Source organism: uncultured Pseudomonas sp., assembly GCF_913774235.1.
Lineage (GTDB): Bacteria > Pseudomonadota > Gammaproteobacteria > Pseudomonadales > Pseudomonadaceae > Chryseomonas.
The window spans coordinates 369,918-389,775 of the sequence record NZ_CAJYDW010000012.1 but is presented as its reverse complement, the minus strand read 5'-3'; the positions used below and the strand labels follow the sequence as shown (position 1 = coordinate 389,775).

Sequence of the window (19,858 nt, the reverse complement as noted above, 5' to 3'; positions counted from 1 at the left end):
CCTACGCTCGGTCATGCGGCGTTAAATATCAGCTCGGAATGCTCATTTACCACTCGTAAACTCCGCTTCCTCGCTGATTTTTGCCTTGCCTGACCTTCGCTCGGCGACTTTTCAGACAAGCCTTAGCATGCCGACTCCATACCGCTCTACCGAAAAGGCATCCCGGTTACACTGGCACTCATCTGCCCCAGTTGAGACACCCCCATGAAAACCCTCCTGGTCATCGGCATCGGCGCCGGCGATCCCGACTACCTGACCCTCCAGGCCATCGCCGCCCTCAATCGCGCCAGCACCTTCTTCCTGTTCGACAAGGGCTCGGAAAAGGACAGCCTGATCCACTTGCGCGAGACCATCTGCGCCCGCCACATCCGCCAGGCGGACTACCGCTTCGTCACCGCGCCCATCCCCGAACGTCGCCGCGAAGGTGACTATCGCCAGGCGGTGGACGACCTCAACGCCGCCAAGCAGGCGCTGATGGTGGAGATGATCGAGCAGGAGCTGGCGGACAACGAATGCGGCGCCTTCCTGGTCTGGGGCGATCCGGCGCTGTACGACAGCACCCTGCGCATCCTGGCGGCCATCAAGCGCGAGGGCCGGCTGGACTTCGACTATGAGGTGATCCCCGGCATCTCCAGCGTCCAGGCCCTGGCCGCGCGCCATCGGGTGCCGCTCAATCGCATCGGCCAGGCCCTGGAGATCACCCCGGGCCGGCGCCTGGAGCGCTTCCCCGAGCACCTGGACAGCCTGGTGGTGATGCTCGACTCCCACGAAGCCTATCGCCGCCTGGACGAGCCTGGGCTCTACATCTACTGGGGTGCCTACGTGGGCACGGCGGACGAGATCCTCATCGCCGGGCCGCTGCAGGAGGTGGCCGACGAGATCCACCGGGTGCGCAGTGCGGCGCGCGAAGAACACGGCTGGATCATGGATACCTATCTGCTCTGCCGGGGGCCGGCGGACGCGTGAGCCTTACCACGCCCACGTCAGCCCCTGTCCAGGATGACGGCTGGCGCCTCGCTCGAGGTCCCTGCGCCAACACCCACGGGGCGCGACATTTCGGCGCACGCCACCGGCCACCCGGTCAAGCTGGGCTGTGTGACGCTCGCGACGATGATAGAGTCCGCAGCCATGAAATCCGTCCGTTCCCCGCGCGCTTCGCTCGCCTGGATGCTGCTCGCCTGCATCCTGTTGAACGGACTCGTCTGCGCCCTGGGACATGGCCAGATGCTAGCCCGCTTCACCCAGCCATTGCCGCCCAGCGGTGTCCAGGCGCACGCGCATCATCATCACGACGCCCAGGCGCTGCCCATGCCGGCGGACATGGCCGGCATGCACGCCCAGGTGCCAGGCGGCAGCGTCACGACGCTCTCCCCCACCGGTGATTGCGTGTTCGCCGCCACCCTCTTGCTCATCACCCTGGCGGCCGTCGTACTGCAGTGGCTACTGCGCCCGAGCGATCCCCATCGGCGCCGCTATCTGAGCACCCTGCCGCCCCCACCTCGGGCGCGGCGCTCCGCGCTGCATCCCCAGGCCCCCTGACACCTCGGCTACGGAAACCTTCGTCCTTTTTTCCGTCACTCCGCACGTGGCCAGCCGCTGGCCGCGCGCCGATCCGTGGTGAACGCTATGACTTCGTACTCTTCCGCTCCGGCCAGCAAACCCGGACCGCTGTTGCAGCTGCTGGCGCGGCTGCACTTTCTCATCGGCCTGTTCGTCGGCCCCTTCCTGCTGGTGGCCGCCGCCAGCGGCCTGATCTATGCCCTCACCCCGCAACTCGAAGCCCGCCTCTATGCCGAGGCACTGCACACCCCCAGCCGCGGCGAGTCCCTGCCGCTGGCCGAGCAGGTCCGTGCCGCCCAGGCAGTGGCCGGTCCGACTGCGGTCGTGGCCGCGGTCCGTCCGGCCCCCGAGGCAGGCGACACCACCCGGGTGATGTTCAACGACCCCCCCCTGGGTGAATCGGCCCATCGCGCCCTCTTCGTCGATCCGGTCAATGGCACCATCCGTGGCGACCTGGCGGTCTATGGCACCAGCGGCATCCTGCCGCTACGCACCGCCCTCAGCCACTTCCACCGCACCCTGCTGCTGGGCGAATTCGGCAGGCTCTACAGCGAACTGGCCGCCTCCTGGCTATGGGTCGCCGCCCTCGGCGGCCTGACGCTCTGGCTGGTGCGTCGCCGCCAGCGGCGCCCGGCCCGGGGCCTGCGTGGTCTGCATGCCAGCACCGGGCTGTGGCTGTTGGCCGGCCTGCTGTTCCTGTCCGCCACGGGCCTGACCTGGTCGCGTTTCGCCGGTGACAACATCGGCGTCCTGCGCGCCCACTACGGCTGGTCCACTCCCAGCGTCAAGACGGCCCTGAGCCCGGCGACCATGCCCGCCATGAACCACGACGAGCATGCCGGCCACCATGGCCAGGCCAATACGCCCACACCGGCCGCTGGCCCGCTGGACCCGGCCACCTTCGACCAGGTGCTGGCCAGTGCCCGCGCTGCCGGCATCGATGCCGGCAAGCTGGAGATCCGCCCCGCCCGCAGCGCCGACAAGGCCTGGACGGTCAGCGAGATCGACCGCCGCTGGCCGACCCAGGTGGATGCCGTGTCCGTCGATCCGACGAGCCTGCGGGTGGTGGACCAGGTGCGCTTCGCCCAGTATTCCCTGCCAGCCAAGCTGACCCGCTGGGGCATCGACGCCCATATGGGCGTGCTCTTCGGCCTGGCCAACCAGTTGGTGCTAGTGGTCATCGCCCTCGGCCTGCTGGTGATGACGGTCTGGGGCTACCTGCTCTGGTGGCGTCGCCGCCCCACTCGCGATCCCGCGCAACCCGGCCTGATCGAGCTCTGGCGCCGACTACCGCCGCTGGCGCGGGTGCTGGTACCGATCGTGGCCCTGGCGCTCGGCCTGTGCCTACCGGTACTGGGCGGCAGTCTGCTGCTCTTCCTGCTGGTGGACGCCCTGCTCGGCCTGCGCGGCCCGGCCCTGCGCACGGAGGCCGGTTCGGCCTGAGATGGGGATGGCATAAGGGCTGGGTGAGGAGTCGTAGCGTGGAAAACCGCGCAGCGTTTTCCACTGGTGCCCAAACCGGACGCGTGGACAAGGCTGCGCCGTTGTCCACCCTAACGACGCACGCAGCCTCCCGCTTGCTCCAAATCGCCCCCTCTCCCCCTGGGAGAGGGCTGGGGTGAAGGCCCGCCCAACCTTCAGCCGCAGCGTTTTCCATCGGTGCCTACGCCGGACCCGTGGACAAGGCTGTGCCGTTGCCCGTTTTGTAGCGCACGCAACCTCCCACCTGCTCCACACCGCCCCCTCTCTCTCCGGGAGAGGGCTGGGGTGAGGGCCCCGCCCAACCTTCAGCCGCAGCGTTTTCCACTGGTGCCCAAACCGGACACGTGGACAAGGCTACGCCGTTGTCCACCCTACGACGCACGCAGCCTCCCGCCTGTACTAGGCTGCCCCCTCTCCCTCCGGGAGAGGGCTGGGGTAAGGGCCCGCCCAACCTTCAGCAGCAGCGTTTTCCATCGGTGCCTACGCCGGACCCGTGGACAAGGCTGTGCCGTTGCCCGTTTTGTAGCGCACGCAGCCTCCCGCCTGCTCCACACCGCCCCCTCTCCCTCCGGGAGAGGGCTGGGGTGAGGGCCCGCCCAACGCAATTAGTCACGCCGACAACCGCCTCCCAGACCATCCATCGGCACACCTCATTCCAGGCTGGCACCCTCGGATGATGCGCTTATAGTTATCGCAATTCCCATCCACAAGGATCTGCCGATGCCCCGCCTGCTGCACGTGATAGGTTCTCCCCGCCAGGATCGCTCCGCTTCCCTGGAAGTCGCCAACGCCTTCATCCAGGCCTGGCGACGGAAGCACCCGGATGGCGAGGTCGACACCCTCGACGTCTGGCATTGCGATCTCCCGGAATTCGACGGGCCCATCCTCGACGCCAAGTACGCTGGCATCCAGGGCCAAGCCCTGAGCCCCGAACAGCAGCATGCCTGGACGGTCGCCCAGCAGCTGGCGCAGCGTTTCAAGGCCGCCGACGTCCTGCTGTTCGGTGTGCCCTGCTGGAATTTCGGTATTCCCTACAAGCTCAAGCAGCTGTTCGACGTGGTCAGCCAGAAAGACCTGCTGTTCACCTTCGACGAGCGCGGCCTCAACGGCTTGCTTGGCGGCCGCCAGGCAGTGGTGATCGCTGCTCGCGGTGCGGCCTTGGATCGTCAGGAGCATCAGGAGTCCTATCTGCGCACCTGGTGCGAAATGGTCGGCGTCGACCGGATGCATACCCTGGTGCTGGAAAAGACCCTATTCGGCCCCGAGGTCGACCGGACCTCACGCGACCAGGCCAGTCGCGAGGCCGAAGCCTTGGCGAACAGACTCTGAGCCAAGGCGTCGCCGTTTCGCCCTGCAGCTTGGGCGGGTGACGCTGCGAACAGGCGTCACTCTGGCTGCGTTCACCCAGGCAGTCCTCGCCCCCCTGTCGTCTGCCGTGCTGCTCACCGGCGCCAGACGACGCTCAGAGACTAGGCAACAGCTGCGCCGGCACCAGTTCGTTCAGGCAGCCACTCGCCAGCAGGTCCACCGCACGCTCGATGTCCGGCGCGAAGAAGCGGTCCTCATGGTAGTAGGGTACTGCCGCGCGCAACAGGCCACGGGCGCGCTCCAGGGCCGGCGTGGTCTTGAGGCCGGTCCGGAAGTCCAGGCCCTGGCAGGCGCCCAGCCATTCGATGGCGAGAATGCCGCGCACATTGTCGGCCATGGCCCAGAGCCGCTTGCCGGCGTTGGGCGCCATGGATACGTGGTCTTCTTGGTTGGCCGAGGTGGGCAGGCTGTCGACGCTGGCCGGATGGGCCAGCGCCTTGTTGTCGCTGGCCAGGGCCGCGGCGGTGACCTGGGCGATCATGAAGCCGGAGTTGACCCCGCCATTCTCCACCAGGAACGGCGGCAGCTGGGACATGTGCCTGTCCATCATCAGCGAGATACGCCGCTCGGACAGCGCCCCGATCTCGGCCAGGGCCAAGGCCAGGTTGTCGGCGGCCATGGCCACCGGCTCGGCGTGGAAGTTGCCGCCGGAGATCACCTCGAACTCCTCGGCGAACACCAGCGGGTTATCGGAGACGGCATTGGACTCCACCTCCAGAACCTCGGCGGCCTGGCGCAGCTGGGTCAGGCAGGCACCCATCACCTGGGGCTGACAACGCAACGAGTAAGGGTCCTGCACCTTGTCGCAGTTGGCGTGGGACCGGGCGATCTCGCTGGTCTCGGTGAGCAGCGCCCGGTAGGCCGCCGCCGCATCGATCTGGCCGCGCTGCCCGCGGGCGGCATGGATGCGCGCATCGAAGGGAGCCCGCGAGCCGAGCATGGCCTCCACGCTGAGTCCGCCGCAGACGGTGGCGGCGGCATAGAGATCCTCGGCTTCGAACAGGCCACGCAGGGCGTAGGCGGTGGATACCTGGGTGCCGTTGAGCAGCGCCAGGCCCTCCTTAGCGGCCAGGGTCAGGGGTTCCAGGCCAGCTACCGCCAGGGCCTCGCTGGCCGGCAGCCACTGGCCGCGATGGCGCGCCTTGCCCTCACCTAGGAGTACCAGGGACAGATGGGCCAGGGGCGCCAGGTCGCCCGAGGCCCCCACCGAGCCCTTGAGTGGAATGTGCGGATAGACCTCGGCGTTGATCAAAGCCACCAAGGCATCGATCACCTGGCGACGGATACCGGAGAAGCCACGGGCCAGGCTGTTGACCTTGAGCCAGAGGATCAGCCGCACCAGGGCATCGTCCAGCGGCTCGCCAATACCGGCGGCGTGGGACAGCACCAGGGAGCGTTGCAGCTTCTCCAGGTCATGGGGCGCGATGCGGGTCGAGGCCAGCAGACCGAAGCCGGTATTGATGCCGTAGGCGGTGCGACCCTCGGCGAGGATGCGCTCGACGCAACCGACGCTGGCGTCGATGGCCGCCGCGGCGCTTTCGGCCAAAACCAGGGTAGCGGGCTGGCGATGGATGTCGCGGAGCTGGGCCAGGGTCAGGTGGCCGGGCTGCAGGGTGAAGCTCTTCATTCGGTGACTCCAGTGTCGATGATGGGCAGCGTCAGCCCCTGCTCCCAGGCGTGATCGATGGCGAGGTCATGCCGGCGTCGGCGTGACGGATCATCCCGGATGTCGGAAACAGCCCGGACCTGTCCCACCGCCCGGCTGCCGCGCCAAGGACATGGTCGTCCTGGACCCGAGATGACCGGCGGGTTAGCCATCGCTTAATGTATATACATTTATAGATAAGCAGCCACCTAGTCAAGCCATGGCCACCGAGACCGTTGCTACGGCCCCGCGCGGGATCGCGGATGGGACTCGGAAAGGCGCCATGAAGGCGCTGCAGCGCTTGGCCTATCCAGGTCGAGGAGCTGCATCAGGCTGCGGTGGATCTGGACCATCGGCCCAGCGCGCAGGCACCGAATCAGCCATATAGGCGGCAGGTAGCGGCTAAGACGCTGCCAAGCGTCGAGGAATGTCGTCCGGACGATCAGGACCCCAGGCAAAGGCCAAATAGCCAGCCAGCAAGGCCGGAGGATGCGACCCAAAGGCTCACCACCAGCCCGAGCAACGGATAGAGCCCAGGGTCGCCTCAACTGCGCTTGAGCTCACCGGGCGGGATGTCCAGCCCCGCACCGCCGTTCATACCCGGAATTCAGTCCTGGAAGAGAACTACAGCGGCGTCACCGTCACCTCGACTACCGGATCGTGATTCCCGCCGCCGAGGATCACCCCCCGCAGCGGCGAGACGTCGGTGAAGTCGCGGCCCCAGGCCAGGGTGATGTGCTCCAGGTCCGGCAGGACGTCATTGGTGGGGTCAAAGTCGACCCAGCCCAGCACCGGGCAATGCACGCTGACCCAGGCATGGGAGGCATCGGCGCCGATCAGCCGTGGCTTGCCGGGTGGCGGCTGGGTCAGCAGGTAGCCGCTGACGTAGCGCGCCACCAGGCCCAGGCCGCGCAGGCAGGCCAACATCAGGTGCGCGAAGTCCTGGCAGACCCCATGGCGATGCTCCAGCACTTCGCGCAAGGGCGTCGCCACCTGGGTGGCGGTGGCATCGAAGCGGAATTCGCGGTTGATCTTCTCCATCAACGCCTGGCAGCCCAGGAGCAACGGGCGGCCGGGCGGGAAGCAGTCCGCCGCGAAGCGGGAAAAGATCCGGTCGATGGGCACCGCCGGCGATTCAAAGCGGAAATGGTGGACGCCCAGCGCTACGCTGGGTGCCGGATAGCGCAGGCCATCGCGTACTTCTTCCCAGGCTGGCGAGTCTTCCAGCACCAGACCGGCGCGGGAGTCCACCTCCACCTCCAGGTCGGTGCCGACGTAGAGTTCATCGTGCGGGCGCTCGAAGGACAGCCGGGTCAGCGGATTGCCGAAGGCATCCCAGGCGTCGTGACGCTGGGTCGGTGCCGGCAAGATGGCCAGTTGCTGCGACAGGCAGCGCTGCCAGGCGCACTCACGCGGCAGCAGGTGGAGTAGCTGCTGCGAAAGCGACACCGGCGCTTCGTAACGGTAGTGGGTGTCGTGCTGGATGCGATAGCGAACCTGCTTCATCACATGGACACCGTGCGCTGGCTCACCACGTCGACATGGGCGAAACAGCGATAGATGACCCGTTCGGAAAGCTGGCCGCTGGCTTCGGCGATCTGCCGCAAGAGCCGCGCCAGGCCCTGCTGGACCTCGACCCGGCCGACGTCGCCGAACAGGGTGCTTTCCAGGGTGCCGAGATCGAAGCGGCGCAGGCGATCGTAGGCGTCGTTCAGGGCGGGATCGCGCGCCAGGCCGAAGTAGCGCTCCAGGTGTTCCACGGCGTTGATCAGGGCATGCAGCTGGAAGCGGATCGAATAGGGGTTGTGCTCATGCAGCATCAGCAGGTCCAGCACCGGGATGAGTTGCGGCGCCGCCTGGTAACGTGACCGGTAGGTGATGATGCTGTTACCCAGCTCCAGCAGCCACTCCAGCCCCGCCGCATCCCAGGTGGCGCCGCCTTCGAGGAACTGCGCCAGGCTGCCGGCGAGGAACTGCACCCGCTCGATACGCCGGCCGATCATCAGGAAGCGCCAGCTCTCGTCGTGGGTCATGTCGTCGAAGGTGAAGCCGGCCACCGCCGCCAGGGCCATCACCAGGCGGTTGAGGCTCTGCAGGGCTTCGCCCGGCTCGCTGCCCACCTGGCCCAGTCCGCGCGCCTCGCGCTCCACCTCGCGGATGGCGCGCCAGTTCTCCGGCGACAGCCGTCCCCGTACCTGGGCCGCGGCCCAGTGCAGGCGTTGCAGGTTGGCGCCGAGACCGCTGGGAAAATCGCCCGGGCCGAGCGCCGCATGCAGCTGTTCGGCGAGGGTACCCTCCTCCGGCAGTAACTCCAGGGCCATGGCCAGCTCGATGGCGGCCTGCACCGCCGGCCCCTGATCGTCGGCATCCAGGTAGCGGCTGAGCACGATGCGCAGCAGACGCGCGGCATCTTCGCAGCGCTCGCTGTAGCGCCCGTACCAGAACAGGTTCTCGGCGGTGCGCGAAGGCAGGAAGGGATCCTTGCGCACCAGGTCGCGCACCCCGAGCATCCGCGGTGCCGGCACCTCGGCAGCGCTGCGACTGCCGCCCAGCACCCAGGTGTCCTTGCTCGAACCGCCGCGCTGCATGGATACCACCTCGGCGCCCTCGTGGGCGACCCGAGTCAGGCCGCCGGGCATCACCCAGTAGCCGTCTTCGCTGGCCACCGCATAGACGCGCATGCCGATGGCCCGCGACTGCAGGCTGCCGCCCTGCCAGACCGGCGCCCGGGAGAGCTGGATGCGCTCCTGGGCGACATAGGCATGGGGACGCGCCTCGATGCGCTCGCGCAGGGCGGCGCGCTCCTCGGCATCCAAGGCCTTGCCGAATACCGGCTCGAAGCGCTGGGAGGGATAGGCCGGCTTGATCACCAGCTCGCCGAGGCGGGCCAGGGCCTCTTCCCGCACCGGCGTCTCGCCGCACCACCAGGTGGCGACCGCTGGCAGCGCCAGGGTCTCGCCCAGCAGCGCCTGGCAGACGCCGGGCAGGAAGCCCAGCAGGCCGGGTGACTCCAGCAGGCCGCTGCCCAGGGCATTGGCCATGATGACATTGCCCTGACGCACCGCTTCCAGCAGCCCGGGTACGCCCAGCGCCGAGTCGCTACGCAGCTCCAGCGGATCGCAGAAGTCGTCATCCAGGCGGCGGAACACCGCGTGGACCCGGCGCAGACCGCTCAGGGTCTTCAGGTACAGACAGGCATCGCGCACCGTGAGGTCCTGGCCTTCCACCAGCGGAAAGCCCAGTTGCCGCGCCTGGTAGAGGTGCTCGAAATAGGTCTCGTTGTAGCGTCCCGGGGTGAGCAGCACCGCCAGGGGTGCCTCGTCACCGGTATCCAGACCGGCGCTGAGGGTGCGCTGCAGGGCCTGGAAGTAGCCGTTGAGCGGCTGGACCTGCAGGTCGCGGTGCTGCTCGGGAAAGGCACGCGCCACGATGTGACGGTTTTCCAGGGCGTAGCCGGCGCCAGAGGGTGCCTGGGTACGGTCCGCCAGCACCCACCAGCGGCCATCCGGCGCCCGCGCCAGGTCCACTGCATAGACGTGCAGCCAGGTATCCCCCGGCGGCCGCAGGCCCTGGCAGGCCCAAAGGAAGTTGTTGTGGCCGAACACCAGCTCTGGTGGCAGCAGGCCCTCGCGCAGCAGCCGCTGTTCGCCATAGAGATCGCCCAGTACCCGATTGAGCAACCGTGCCCGCTGCGCCACTCCAGCCGCCAGCGGCGCCCACTCCTCCGCTGAGATCAGTTGCGGCAGCAGGTCCAGCGCCCAGGGCCGATCGCTGCCCTTGGGATCGGCGTAGACGTTGTAGGTCACGCCGTTTTCCTGGATCTGCCGGGCGATCAGCGCCTGGCGCTGGTCCAGCTGGGCCGGCCGCAGCCCGGCCAGGTGCCCGTAGAAGCGGCGCCAGGTCGGGCGGACGCCGCCGCGGGGGTCCCAGAGCTCGTTGAAGCTGCCGGCCGCCTCGAGGGCGGCGCGTGTGGAGGTTGGTTGCATGTCGGGAGCGGTCAGCTGACGTGGGTCTGGCGCAGATCCAGGGTGAAGGGCGCCTCCAGACTCGTCGCGAGAGAAGTCGGAACCTGCCGCCCCGGGGTATGCCCGAAGCGGAAGAAGCGCGCCAGGCGCCGACTTTCCGCCTCGTAGGCGTTGACCGGTAGCGTAGCGTAGTTGCGCCCGCCCGGATGGGCCACATGATACTGGCAACCGCCCAGGGAGCGCTGCATCCAGGTATCCACCAGATCGAACACCAGGGGCGCGTCCACGCCCAGGTTGGGATGCAGGGCCGACGCCGGTTGCCAGGCGCGGAAGCGCACCCCGCCGACATATTCGCCAACCCGCCCGGTCGGCCGCAGCGGCACCCGGGCGCCGTTGCAGGTCAAGGCGTAGCGATCCGGCGCGAGGCCAGTGACCTTGACCTGGACCCGCTCCAAAGAGGAATCGACATAGCGTACCGTACCGCCAATGGCGCCCTCCTCGCCCAGCACGTGCCAGGGCTCCAGCGCCTGGCGCAGCTCCAGCTCGATGCCCTTGACCGCGAAGTCGCCGTACTTGGGAAAGCGGAACTCGAAATGCGCGGCGAACCAGGCCGGGTCGAAGGCGTAGCCGGCGTCGGCCAGCTCGGCGAGCACGTCCCGGAAGTCATCCTGGATGAAGTGCGGCAGCAGGAAGCGGTCATGCAGCTCGGTGCCCCAGCGGGCCAGACGCTCCGGCGCATAGGGTTCGCGCCAGAACCGGGCGACCAGGGCGCGCAGCAGCAGTTGCTGCACCAACTGCAGGCGGCTGTGGGGTGGCATCTCGAAGGCGCGCAACTCCAGCAGACCGAGGCGGCCGCTGGCGCTGTCGGGGGAATAGAGCTTGTCGATGCAGAACTCGGCGCGGTGGGTGTTGCCGGTCACGTCCACCAGCAGGTTGCGCAGCAGGCGATCCACCAGCCAGGGCGGACAGGCAGTGCCCGGCGCCGGAAACTGGGCGAAGGCCAGTTCCAGCTCGTAGAGGGCGTCGTTGCGCGCCTCGTCGACCCGCGGTGCCTGGGAGGTCGGGCCGATGAAGAGGCCGGCGAACAGGTAGGAGAGTGACGGATGGTTGTGCCAGTAGCTGATCAGGCTGCGCAGCAAGTCGGGGCGGCGCAGGAAGGGCGAATCGGCCGGCGTCGCCCCGCCCAGCACGCAGTGGCTGCCGCCGCCGGTACCGGTGTGGCGACCGTCGACCATGAACTTCTCGCTGGTCAGGCGCGACAGCCGCGCCGCCTCGTAGAGAAATTCGCTTTGTTCGACCAGGGCGTCCCAGGTCGCCACCGGATGGATGTTGACCTCGATCACGCCGGGATCGGGGGTGACGCGGAAATTGATCAGGCGGGCATCGCGGGGCGGCTCGTAGCCTTCCAGCACCACCGGGCAGCCCAGGGCGGTGGCACTGTCCTCGATGGCGGCGACCAGCTCCAGGTAATCCTCCAGACGAGCCAGCGGCGGCATGAAGAGGTACAGCCGCCCCTCGCGCGGCTCGGCGCAGAAGGCGGTCCGGACGATGTCGCCCGCCGAGGCGAAGGGCGCCGGGGCGGTTGGGGCGCTGGTCGCCTCGACGCTGCGGACCGGTCGTGGCTGGCGCCAGCGCTCCTGCAGGCGGATGGGATCGGGCAGGGGCGGCAGTGGTTGGTTGGGGTCGGAGGGGTGCAGGTAGGGATAGTCCTCGTCGCGCACCCAGGGCTGGGAATCCAGCGGCAGGCGATAGCCCAGCGGCGAGTCGCCCGGCACCAGCCGGCACTGCTCCTCGCGCAGGAACCAGGGTCCGCTGCGCCAGCCATCCTCGGCAGCGGTGCGCGCCAGCGGTAGGACGTAGCCCACCACCCGATCCAGCCCCTGGCCGAACACCCGTCGTAGCCGCTCACGCTCCAGCGGATCGCTCAGCCGGGAATCCGTGGCATCGACGTTGCTAGGCAGGCGGCGCTCGCGCCAGAGGTAGTAGAGCCAGTCCTCGAAGGCCGGGAAGCGATGCTCATCGGCCACGCCCAGGCGCTGAGCCACTTCCTGCACGAAGCGTTCGGCCAGGGCGGCGTCGGCGCCGTAGTCGCGACGCTCGTCGGCCAGCAGGGCGGGATCGCGCCACAGTGGTTGGCCGTCGGCGCGCCAGAAGCAGTTGAGCGACCAGCGCGGCAGTTGCTCGCCGGGGTACCACTTGCCCTGACCGAAGTGCACCAGCCCCTGGGGCGCATAGTGCTGGCGCAGGCGGTGGAACAACTCGGTGGCCAGGCGACGCTTGTTCGGTCCCAGGGCGGCGGTGCTCCACTCCTCGTCATCGGGGTAGTCGAGGGCGACGAAGGTCGGCTCGCCACCGAGGGTCAGGCGCACGTCCTGGGCCTGCAGGTCGCCGTCCACCCGGCGGCCCAGGGCAAGGACGTCCTGCCACTGGCGCTCGTCGTAGGGCCGCGTGACCCGCGGGGCTTCCCATAGGCGCTCCACGGCCATGTGGTGGGTGAAGGTGCACTCGCTTTCGCTGACCAGGCCGGAAATGGGCGCGGCCGAAGCCGGCTCCGGGCTGCAGGCCAGGGGGATATGCCCCTCACCCGCCAGCAGGCCGCTGGTGGGATCGAGCCCGATCCAGCCCGCGCCAGGCAGATAGACCTCGCACCAGGCGTGCAGATCGGTGAAGTCCACCTCGGTGCCGGAGGGGCCGTCCAGGGCCTTCTGGTCAGCCGTCAGCTGGATCAGATAGCCGGAGACGAAGCGCGCCGCCAGACCCAGGTGGCGCAACAGCTGCACCAGCAGCCAGGCACTGTCGCGGCACGAGCCGGAGCCCTTCTCCAGGGTCTCCTCCGGGGTCTGCACCCCGGGTTCGAGACGGATCAGGTAGGCCACGTCGCGGCTCAGGCGCTGGTTCAGCGCGACCAGGAAATCCAGGGTGGGCACCGGCTCGCGGGAGATATCCGCCAGGTAGCGGGCGAAATCCGGCGTGGCCGGCAGGCATTCACGAAAGGCGCTCAGCTCGCGACGCTCTTCCTCGGCATAGGCGAAGGGAAAACGCTCGGCGTAGGGTTCGAGGAAGAAGTCGAAGGGGTTGAACACCGCCATCTCGGCGACCAGGTCGACCTCCACGCGGAATTCGCGGGTCGGCTCCGGGAACACCAGGCGGGCCAGGTAGTTGCCCTGGGGGTCCTGCTGCCAGTTGATGAAATGCTGCTCCGGCTGGACCCGCAGCGAATAGGACAGGATGCGCGTCCGGCTGTGGGGCGCCGGGCGCAGGCGCACGATCTGCGGGCCCAGTTCCACCAGGCGATCGTAGGTGTAGTGACTGACATGCTGCAGGGCGACATGGATGGACACAGGGAGACTCCGTTCACCGGTTAGGTAGCAATGAAGAGCAAATCTCGTGCCCCGACACCCTGAGGGGCGCCGCAGAGGGCTTGCCATGGGACCAGGCGACGAACAACCCGGAACTCGGATCACCGTGCGCTCGCCTAAAACGCTAGCAAGACGCCAGCGTTCCGCTCGGTGTCCGACGCGGTCGTCCTCGCCAGGTATCCAATATGCGCAATTTTCTCGGAAGCTACAGCTCGAACCGTCTCCAGCGCAACGCCCTGCGTGCGTTGCCCTCCCAACGCAAGGTCGGCAGTTGCACCTGTGGGCAGGCCATCTTCTTTCCCAACAGTGAGTGCCTCGCCTGTGGCGCTGCCCTCGGCTATGCCCCGGATCAGGGCACGCCTACGGCGCTGCAACCCAGCGAAGGCGGTCTCTGGCAATTGCCCGATGCCAGCAGCGGCCTTTATCGCCGTTGCGCCAACCTGGATACCCCGGCAGCCTGCAACTGGCTGGTACCCGCCGATGCGGGCAGTGATTTCTGCCTGGCTTGCCAACTCAACCACACCATTCCCGATCTCACCTTCGAGGGCAACGGCGAGCGCTGGCGCAAGCTGGAGCTGGCCAAACGGCAACTGGTCGCGCAATTGCTGGGCCTGGGCCTGCAGGTGATTCCGCAAAGCGTCGATGCCGAGCACGGGCTGGCCTTCGACTTCCTTGCCCCGGACGCTAACGGCACGCCCACCACCGGCCATGCCAACGGCCTCATCACCCTGAACATCCTCGAAGCGGACGACGCCCACCGCGAGAAAGTACGGGCCGACATGCACGAGCCCTATCGCACCCTGCTCGGGCACTTCCGCCACGAAGTCGGCCACTACTACTTCGACCGATTGGTTGCTGGCACCGAATGGGAAGAACCCTTCCGCGCTCTGTTCGGTGACGAACGTGCCGACTACGGTCAGGCGCTGGAGCGCCACTATCAGCAGGGCGCACCGGCGGATTGGGAAACTCAGTACGTCAGCGCCTACGCCACCATGCATCCCTGGGAAGACTGGGCGGAAACCTGGGCCCACTACCTGCACATGATGGATACCCTGGCCACGGCGGCCAACCTGGGGATGAACGCCACCACCACCCAGCTGGACTTCCAGCCCTTCACCCGCGAGGCGCTGTACGAGGCCGAAGACCGCAGCGACGACGAATTCCTCGGCTTCGCCAACGCCTGGATCGAACTCGCGGCCATGCTCAACGAGCTGTCGCGCAGCATGGGCCAGCCGGACTTCTACCCCTTCGCCCTACCGGCGCCGGTGATCGCCAAGCTGCACTTCATCCACAAGGTCATCCATTCGGCGCAGCCCAGCGTGCTGGAACAGGGCATGGCCAGCGACGAAACCGCCGCCGGTGCCACCCTGGGCGCAACGGTCTGAGTGGTCGTCCTGCTCAGCCGAGCAGGACGACGCCCCACACCGCGGCGATGATGATCATGGCCACGAACTGCGCGGCACTGCCAAGATCCTTGGCATTCTTCGACAGTTCGTGCCAGTCCAGCGAGATGCGATCCACTACCGCCTCGATGGCGGCATTGAACAGCTCCACCACCAGCGATAGCAGGCAGACCGCCACCAGCAGAGCCCGCTCGCCACGGCTGACGTCCAGCCAGAAGGCGATGGGCAAGAGCACCACGTTGAGCGCTACCAGGGAGCGGAACGCCGCCTCCTGACGAAAAGCCGTACGTAGCCCGGCCAGGGAATAACCCGTTGCGTTGATGACCCGGCGCAGACCGGTCTTGCCTTTGTAGGGAGAGATCACCTGGAACTCCATTCAGCGTGGTCGAACCGCCGACGATAAGGGGCGGCAGGTGCATGAAGCGGGAAGATCGGCAGCCTCGCCGGACGGACGTGGAGCGCCGGACCAGTAGGCACGGGCCGAGCGCCCGCGCCTGAGGTGCCGGGTCGGCCTAGCTGGAGGTACTCTCCAACTGCTGCAGCAGCAGCGCCGCCTGGGTACGGGTGCGGACGCCAAGTTTACGGAAGATGGCCGTGGCATGGGCCTTCACCGTGGCTTCGGAGACATTCAGCTCGAAGGCGATCTGTTTGTTGAGCAAGCCTTCGCAGAGCATGGTCAGGACGCGGAATTGCTGTGGGGTGAGGCTGGCGAGTCCGGCGCTGGCGGCCTTGGCTTCCTCGCTCAGGGCAGCGGCGCCTTCCACCTGCGGCGGCCACCAGGTATCGCCGTCCAGCACCTGGCTGACCGCCTGTTGCAGGGTGCTCAGATCGCTGGACTTGGGAATGAAGCCGCTGGCGCCGAATTCCCGGGCGCGCTGCACCACGGCGGGTTCTTCCTGCGCCGAGATCATCACCACCGGCACCTGCGGATACTGACCGCGCAGCAACACCAGTCCGGAGAAGCCGTAGGCACCGGGCATGTTCAGGTCCAGCAGCACCAGGTCCCAGTCAGTGCTCTCGGCGAGACAGGCCTGGAGCTCGGCGATATCGGCCACTTCGGTGAGCCGCGCCTGAGCCCCTAGGCCCAGGGTGAGCGCCTGCTGCAGCGCGCTGCGAAACAGCGGATGATCGTCCGCGATCAGGATCTGGTAGGCAGCCGCCATGGTGTAGCTTTCCTTGTTGTCATGAGGCGGCGAACACCCGGCACCAGGCGCGCCGGCAGCGTTCGCGCTCGCCTCAGCATGCCGAACGACGCGGGCGGGAGCAAGGCCGAAGGGTATCCGAGCGGTAGGCAAGGCCCGCCGGTTGCGGCACAGTTGCGCTTTTTTGCCCAAGAGATACCCGATGCCCAGCGCCGCTCTCCGTGCCGATCTGCTCATGCTGCTCACCGCCATCATCTGGGGCAGCGCCTTCGTCGCCCAGACCGGCGGCATGGCCCACATCGGTCCCTTCCTCTATACCGGCCTGAGATTCGCACTGGGCGTCCTCACCCTGTTGCCGCTGCTGCTGTTCCTGCGCCGTGGTGGCCGCCAGCAGGCCTTCACCCGCGACACCCTCAAAGGTGGCCTGCTGATGGGCCTGGTGCTGACCCTAGGCATCAACCTGCAGCAGGTCGGCCTGCTGTTCACCAGCGTGACCAACTCCGGCTTCATCACCGGGCTCTACGTCATCGTGGTGCCGCTGCTGGGACTGGCGCTGGGCCAGCGCAGCCACATCGGGACCTGGGTCGGCGCCTGCCTCGCGGTGGTCGGCATGGGCCTGTTAAGCATCGGCGAGAACTTCCAGGTGGCCTCGGGCGATCTGCTGCAACTGGCCGGCGCCCTGGCCTGGGGCGTACACGTGCTGCTGGTGGGGCACTATTCCAGTCGCCATGATGCAACCCTGCTGTCCATCGTGCAGTTTCTGGTCTGCGCCGCCCTGAGCCTGTTGCTGGCACTGATCTTCGAGCCGATCCAGGCCGGCCAGATCGCCCTCGCCCTGCCCGAATTGCTCTATGGCGGAGTGATCGCCGCGGGCATCGGCTACACCCTGCAGGTCTTCGCCCAGCGTGGCGCCATCGCCTCCCACGCGGCGGTGATCTTTTCCCTGGAAGCGGTGTTCGCCGCCTTCTTCGGCGCCTGGCTGCTGGGTGAGTCTCTCAGCGGCCGTGGCTACCTGGGCTGTGCGCTGATGTTCGCCGGCATGTTGGCCGCGCAACTCTGGCCGCGGCAGGCGCCGGTGGAGGTCAAGCCGGTCAACTAGCGCTCAAGGCGATCAGGTGCTGGCTGGCCGGACTGTCCGCCGCCAGCGGCAGGTGGTGCTTGGCATCCAGATAGCGCTCGCTGAAGACGTCCAGATAGGCCTCCAGCAAGCGACCGACCGGCGCCTCCCCGGCCAGCTCCAGGCACAGCGCCGCCACCTCGGCGGTACAGAGGTGCTCGCCCCGAGTGGAACGGCGTAGTCGATAACGCGACAGCGCCGAGGGCTGGAAACTCAGCACCGGCAGGGCATCCAGATAGGGACTCTTGCGGAACATCTTGCGCGCTTCGGTCCAGGTGGCATCCAGCAGCACGAACAGCGGCCGCTGCCCAGGCGCGAGCGGCAAGGTCTCCACCACCCGCTCGGGCGCGGCGTACTCGCCAGGAAACACCAGCAGCGGCTGCCACTCGGGTTGTTCCAGCAAGGCCGGCAGACGCGGATCGACGGCAGTACGACTCCAGCCGAAGGCATGGGTGTCGGCCACCACGTCGGCGATCAGCCAGCCGGTGTTGCTCGGCTTGAGCGGCTCCACGTCGTGCATCAGCAGGCACATCCCGGCCCGGGTCTGACGCAACGGACGCAGCTCGCACAGGCAATGGCTCGGGGCCAGGCGGCAGGTCGGGCAGCGCGCCATGCGTGAACCTCGGGCGACGAAGGGCTTGATGCTGCGCGCCAGGCGCTCCTGGCGCAGGCGAGCCACGGCATGAAGGGAGATATCTGAGGTCGGGGGCATGCCGGGCTCTTGGGCAAAAACGCAGTTTACCAGAGCGACCGGGATGCTCGCGGCGGCCAGGCAAGGTACCCTGGGTAGACGCCTTGCGAACCCCTGCCCGCGACCACGGTCGAAACGGGCTTCCCTACGCTGGAGAACACGATGCCTCGTTTTGCCTTGCTCGCCCTGACGCTCGCCCTGCCCTTCACCGCCCAGGCGGCCGAGTCGCTCAAGGATCACGAGCTCAACCAGATGCTGCGCAAGGTCGCCGCCGAGAGCAGCCAGGGGACGCCCCGCGCCATCAACGAAGACATCCTCGACCGTGGCTACACCGTGCAGGGCAAGCAGCTGATCGACCACCTCAGCGTGCGCCCGGCCCACGCCGCCCGCATGCGCGAGAATCCGGCGACGGTCCGCGTCCAGCTCGCCGAGAGCGTCTGCCAGAACAACGGCTACCGTCAATTGCTGGCCCGCGGCGCTACCCTGGTCTATGACTTCACCGAATACCAGACCAACAAGCCGATCATGGTCGAGCGCTTCCAGGCGGCCGACTGCGGCCTGGGCAAGTAACGGGAGTTCGCGCCATGACCGAGGACAGTGACGACAGCTACCTGGCCCGCCACGTGGAGCCCAGCGCCGCCGATCTCGGTCAGCGCATCGACGACTTGCTGGAGCATGCCCTGCCCGGCGGCAGTCCCAACCTGGGCCTGTACCGCGAGATGCTGGTGACGGTGGTGCGCATGGCGCAGACCAACCCGGCGCGCTGGGACGCCAAGATCATGCTGCAGACCCTGAAGGAGCTGGAGCAGGCCTTCCGCACCCTGGAGCGCTTTCGGCGGCGGCGCAAGGTCACGGTGTTCGGCTCGGCGCGTACCCGCATCGACCATGCTCTGTATGGGCTCGCTCGCGAGCTGGGCAGCGCCCTGGCGCGGCGCGACATGATGGTCATCACCGGCGGCGGCGCCGGCATCATGGGCGCGGCCCACGAAGGCGCGGGCCCCGAAGCCAGCCTGGGTTTCAACATCACCCTGCCCTTCGAGCAGCGGGCCAATCCGACCATCGAAGGCACGGATCACCTGCTGTCCTTCCACTTCTTCTATGTGCGCAAGCTGTTCTTCCTCAAGGAAGCCGATGCGCTGGTGCTCTGCCCTGGTGGTTTCGGCACCCTGGACGAAACCTTCGAGGTGCTCACCCTGATCCAGACCGGCAAGAGTCCGCTGGTACCCCTGGTGCTGCTGGACACGCCCGACGGTCATTTCTGGGACGACACCCTGGCCTATCTGCAGCGCAACCTGCTCGACGAAGGCTACATCCTGCCCGCCGATCTCAAGCTGGTCCGCCTGGTGCGTTCCGCCGAGGCGGCCGCCGCGGAGATCGAGCAGTTCTACGGCAACTACCACTCCACCCGCTGGCGTGATCAACGCTTCTACATCCGCCTGAAGCACGCGCTGACCCCCGCCTGCCTGGAAAGACTGGCGACAGACTTCGCCGATCTCTGCCGCACTCCCGGCTTCACCCAGCTAGCACCCGGCGAAGGCGGTGCCGACGAAGCCGAATTCGCCCACCTGACGCGTCTTACCTTCGACTTCCATGGTCGCCACTACGGCCGGCTGCGCGAGTTGGTGGACGAGCTTAATCGACCGGAGTCGTGGGTATCCCCGTAGGCTGGTTAGGGCGCAGTGAAGCCCAGCGTATTCCGCCAGCAGAGTTGATGTTGGGCTTCGCTTAAGTCAGCGCCAACCTGCGCGACCGAGGTCGATCGATGCCATCGCGGCCATGGGCCGCTCCTACAGAGGATGAGGCTTTTGTAGGAGCGGCCGCATCGGCGGACCGCCATGGCCGCGATAGTCCAAGCCAGAGCGGTCCCTAGGGCGCACCGGCATGGCCGCGATAAGACAGTTGCTCCTAAGGGTACGTCGAGCGCCTGCAGGAGCGGCCGCATCAGCGGACCGCCATGGCCGCGATGGCTCTGAACTTGATTCCCTTCCTACAAACGCATGGGAAAACGGCGCCTACTTTCCACTCGGGCACCGCCGCGAAGCGCGCCCTCACCCCCACCCTATCCCTGAGGGAGAGGGGGTTAGCCATGCGAGCTTTCGTTTTCCGCGATCAGTCGCTCACCGTGG

The 19,858-nt window shown here is 67.5% G+C and carries 15 protein-coding genes; 8 read left to right on the top strand and 7 right to left on the bottom strand.

All coding sequences use genetic code 11. The features are described from left to right. The first annotated feature begins 204 nt into the window (after positions 1-204). The 4 genes from cobF to QZ471_RS11270 all read left to right on the top strand — a co-directional run bounded on the left by cobF (position 205) and on the right by QZ471_RS11270 (position 4,371). Positions 205-966, top strand: coding sequence for a precorrin-6A synthase (deacetylating) (gene cobF / locus QZ471_RS11285; RefSeq protein ID WP_295463690.1), 762 nt, complete (start codon positions 205-207; stop codon positions 964-966). A 162-nt stretch (positions 967-1,128) separates the two neighbouring features. Beyond that, positions 1,129-1,539, top strand: coding sequence for a hypothetical protein (locus tag QZ471_RS11280; protein ID WP_295463688.1), 411 nt, complete (start codon positions 1,129-1,131; stop codon positions 1,537-1,539). 87 nt (positions 1,540-1,626) lie between these two features. Continuing rightward, a complete protein-coding gene (locus QZ471_RS11275; RefSeq protein ID WP_295463686.1) occupies positions 1,627-3,003 on the top strand; it encodes a PepSY-associated TM helix domain-containing protein in 1,377 nt (458 codons plus the stop codon). Positions 3,004-3,762: 759 nt separating this feature from the next. Beyond that, on the top strand, positions 3,763-4,371 hold the full coding sequence (locus tag QZ471_RS11270) for an NAD(P)H-dependent oxidoreductase (protein WP_295463684.1): 609 nt from the start codon (positions 3,763-3,765) through the stop codon (positions 4,369-4,371). 133 nt (positions 4,372-4,504) lie between these two features. Here QZ471_RS11270 and hutH read toward each other — a convergent pair whose 3' ends face one another. From hutH to QZ471_RS11250, 4 genes are all read right to left on the bottom strand, one after another. Beyond that, positions 4,505-6,037 (bottom strand): histidine ammonia-lyase, encoded by a 1,533-nt coding sequence (hutH, locus tag QZ471_RS11265; protein WP_295463683.1) that lies wholly within the window; start codon positions 6,035-6,037, stop codon positions 4,505-4,507. A 642-nt stretch (positions 6,038-6,679) separates the two neighbouring features. Then, the gene (locus tag QZ471_RS11260) at positions 6,680-7,561 is read right to left on the bottom strand and encodes a transglutaminase family protein (protein WP_295463681.1); all 882 of its coding nucleotides are present in this window, start codon (positions 7,559-7,561) and stop codon (positions 6,680-6,682) included. Beyond that, positions 7,561-10,041 (bottom strand): circularly permuted type 2 ATP-grasp protein, encoded by a 2,481-nt coding sequence (locus tag QZ471_RS11255; protein ID WP_295463679.1) that lies wholly within the window; start codon positions 10,039-10,041, stop codon positions 7,561-7,563. Before QZ471_RS11255 ends, QZ471_RS11260 begins: the two co-directional genes overlap by 1 nt. Before the next feature lie 11 nt (positions 10,042-10,052). After that, positions 10,053-13,361, bottom strand: a complete 3,309-nt coding sequence (locus QZ471_RS11250; protein ID WP_295463677.1) for a transglutaminase family protein — start codon at positions 13,359-13,361, stop codon at positions 10,053-10,055. 203 nt (positions 13,362-13,564) lie between these two features. Here QZ471_RS11250 and QZ471_RS11245 point away from each other — a divergent pair, with 203 nt between their 5' ends. Further along, positions 13,565-14,764: a putative zinc-binding peptidase gene (locus tag QZ471_RS11245; RefSeq protein WP_295463675.1), complete on the top strand. Its 1,200-nt coding sequence runs from the start codon at positions 13,565-13,567 to the stop codon at positions 14,762-14,764. A 13-nt stretch (positions 14,765-14,777) separates the two neighbouring features. Here the strand turns inward: QZ471_RS11245 and QZ471_RS11240 are convergent, their stop codons facing one another. Continuing rightward, entirely contained in the window at positions 14,778-15,158 is a 381-nt protein-coding gene (locus QZ471_RS11240; RefSeq protein ID WP_295463673.1) for a diacylglycerol kinase, read from the bottom strand. A 136-nt stretch (positions 15,159-15,294) separates the two neighbouring features. After that, complete coding sequence (erdR, locus tag QZ471_RS11235) at positions 15,295-15,945, bottom strand: response regulator transcription factor ErdR (RefSeq protein WP_295463671.1); 651 nt, start codon at positions 15,943-15,945, stop codon at positions 15,295-15,297. Positions 15,946-16,126: 181 nt separating this feature from the next. Here erdR and QZ471_RS11230 point away from each other — a divergent pair, with 181 nt between their 5' ends. Continuing rightward, on the top strand, positions 16,127-17,023 hold the full coding sequence (locus tag QZ471_RS11230; protein ID WP_295463669.1) for a DMT family transporter: 897 nt from the start codon (positions 16,127-16,129) through the stop codon (positions 17,021-17,023). On the opposite strand, the gene QZ471_RS11225 is transcribed toward QZ471_RS11230, so the two are convergent. Beyond that, positions 17,016-17,753: a tRNA-uridine aminocarboxypropyltransferase gene (locus tag QZ471_RS11225; protein ID WP_295463667.1), complete on the bottom strand. Its 738-nt coding sequence runs from the start codon at positions 17,751-17,753 to the stop codon at positions 17,016-17,018. The two genes, QZ471_RS11230 and QZ471_RS11225, sit on opposite strands and share 8 nt — an antisense overlap. Before the next feature lie 141 nt (positions 17,754-17,894). Here QZ471_RS11225 and QZ471_RS11220 point away from each other — a divergent pair, with 141 nt between their 5' ends. Together QZ471_RS11220 and QZ471_RS11215 are read left to right on the top strand one after the other, a co-directional pair. Further along, on the top strand, positions 17,895-18,302 hold the full coding sequence (locus tag QZ471_RS11220) for a quorum-sensing-regulated virulence factor family protein (protein WP_295463665.1): 408 nt from the start codon (positions 17,895-17,897) through the stop codon (positions 18,300-18,302). Positions 18,303-18,316: 14 nt separating this feature from the next. Beyond that, a complete protein-coding gene (locus tag QZ471_RS11215) occupies positions 18,317-19,396 on the top strand; it encodes a TIGR00730 family Rossman fold protein (protein WP_295463663.1) in 1,080 nt (359 codons plus the stop codon). Positions 19,397-19,858: the final 462 nt, after the last annotated feature.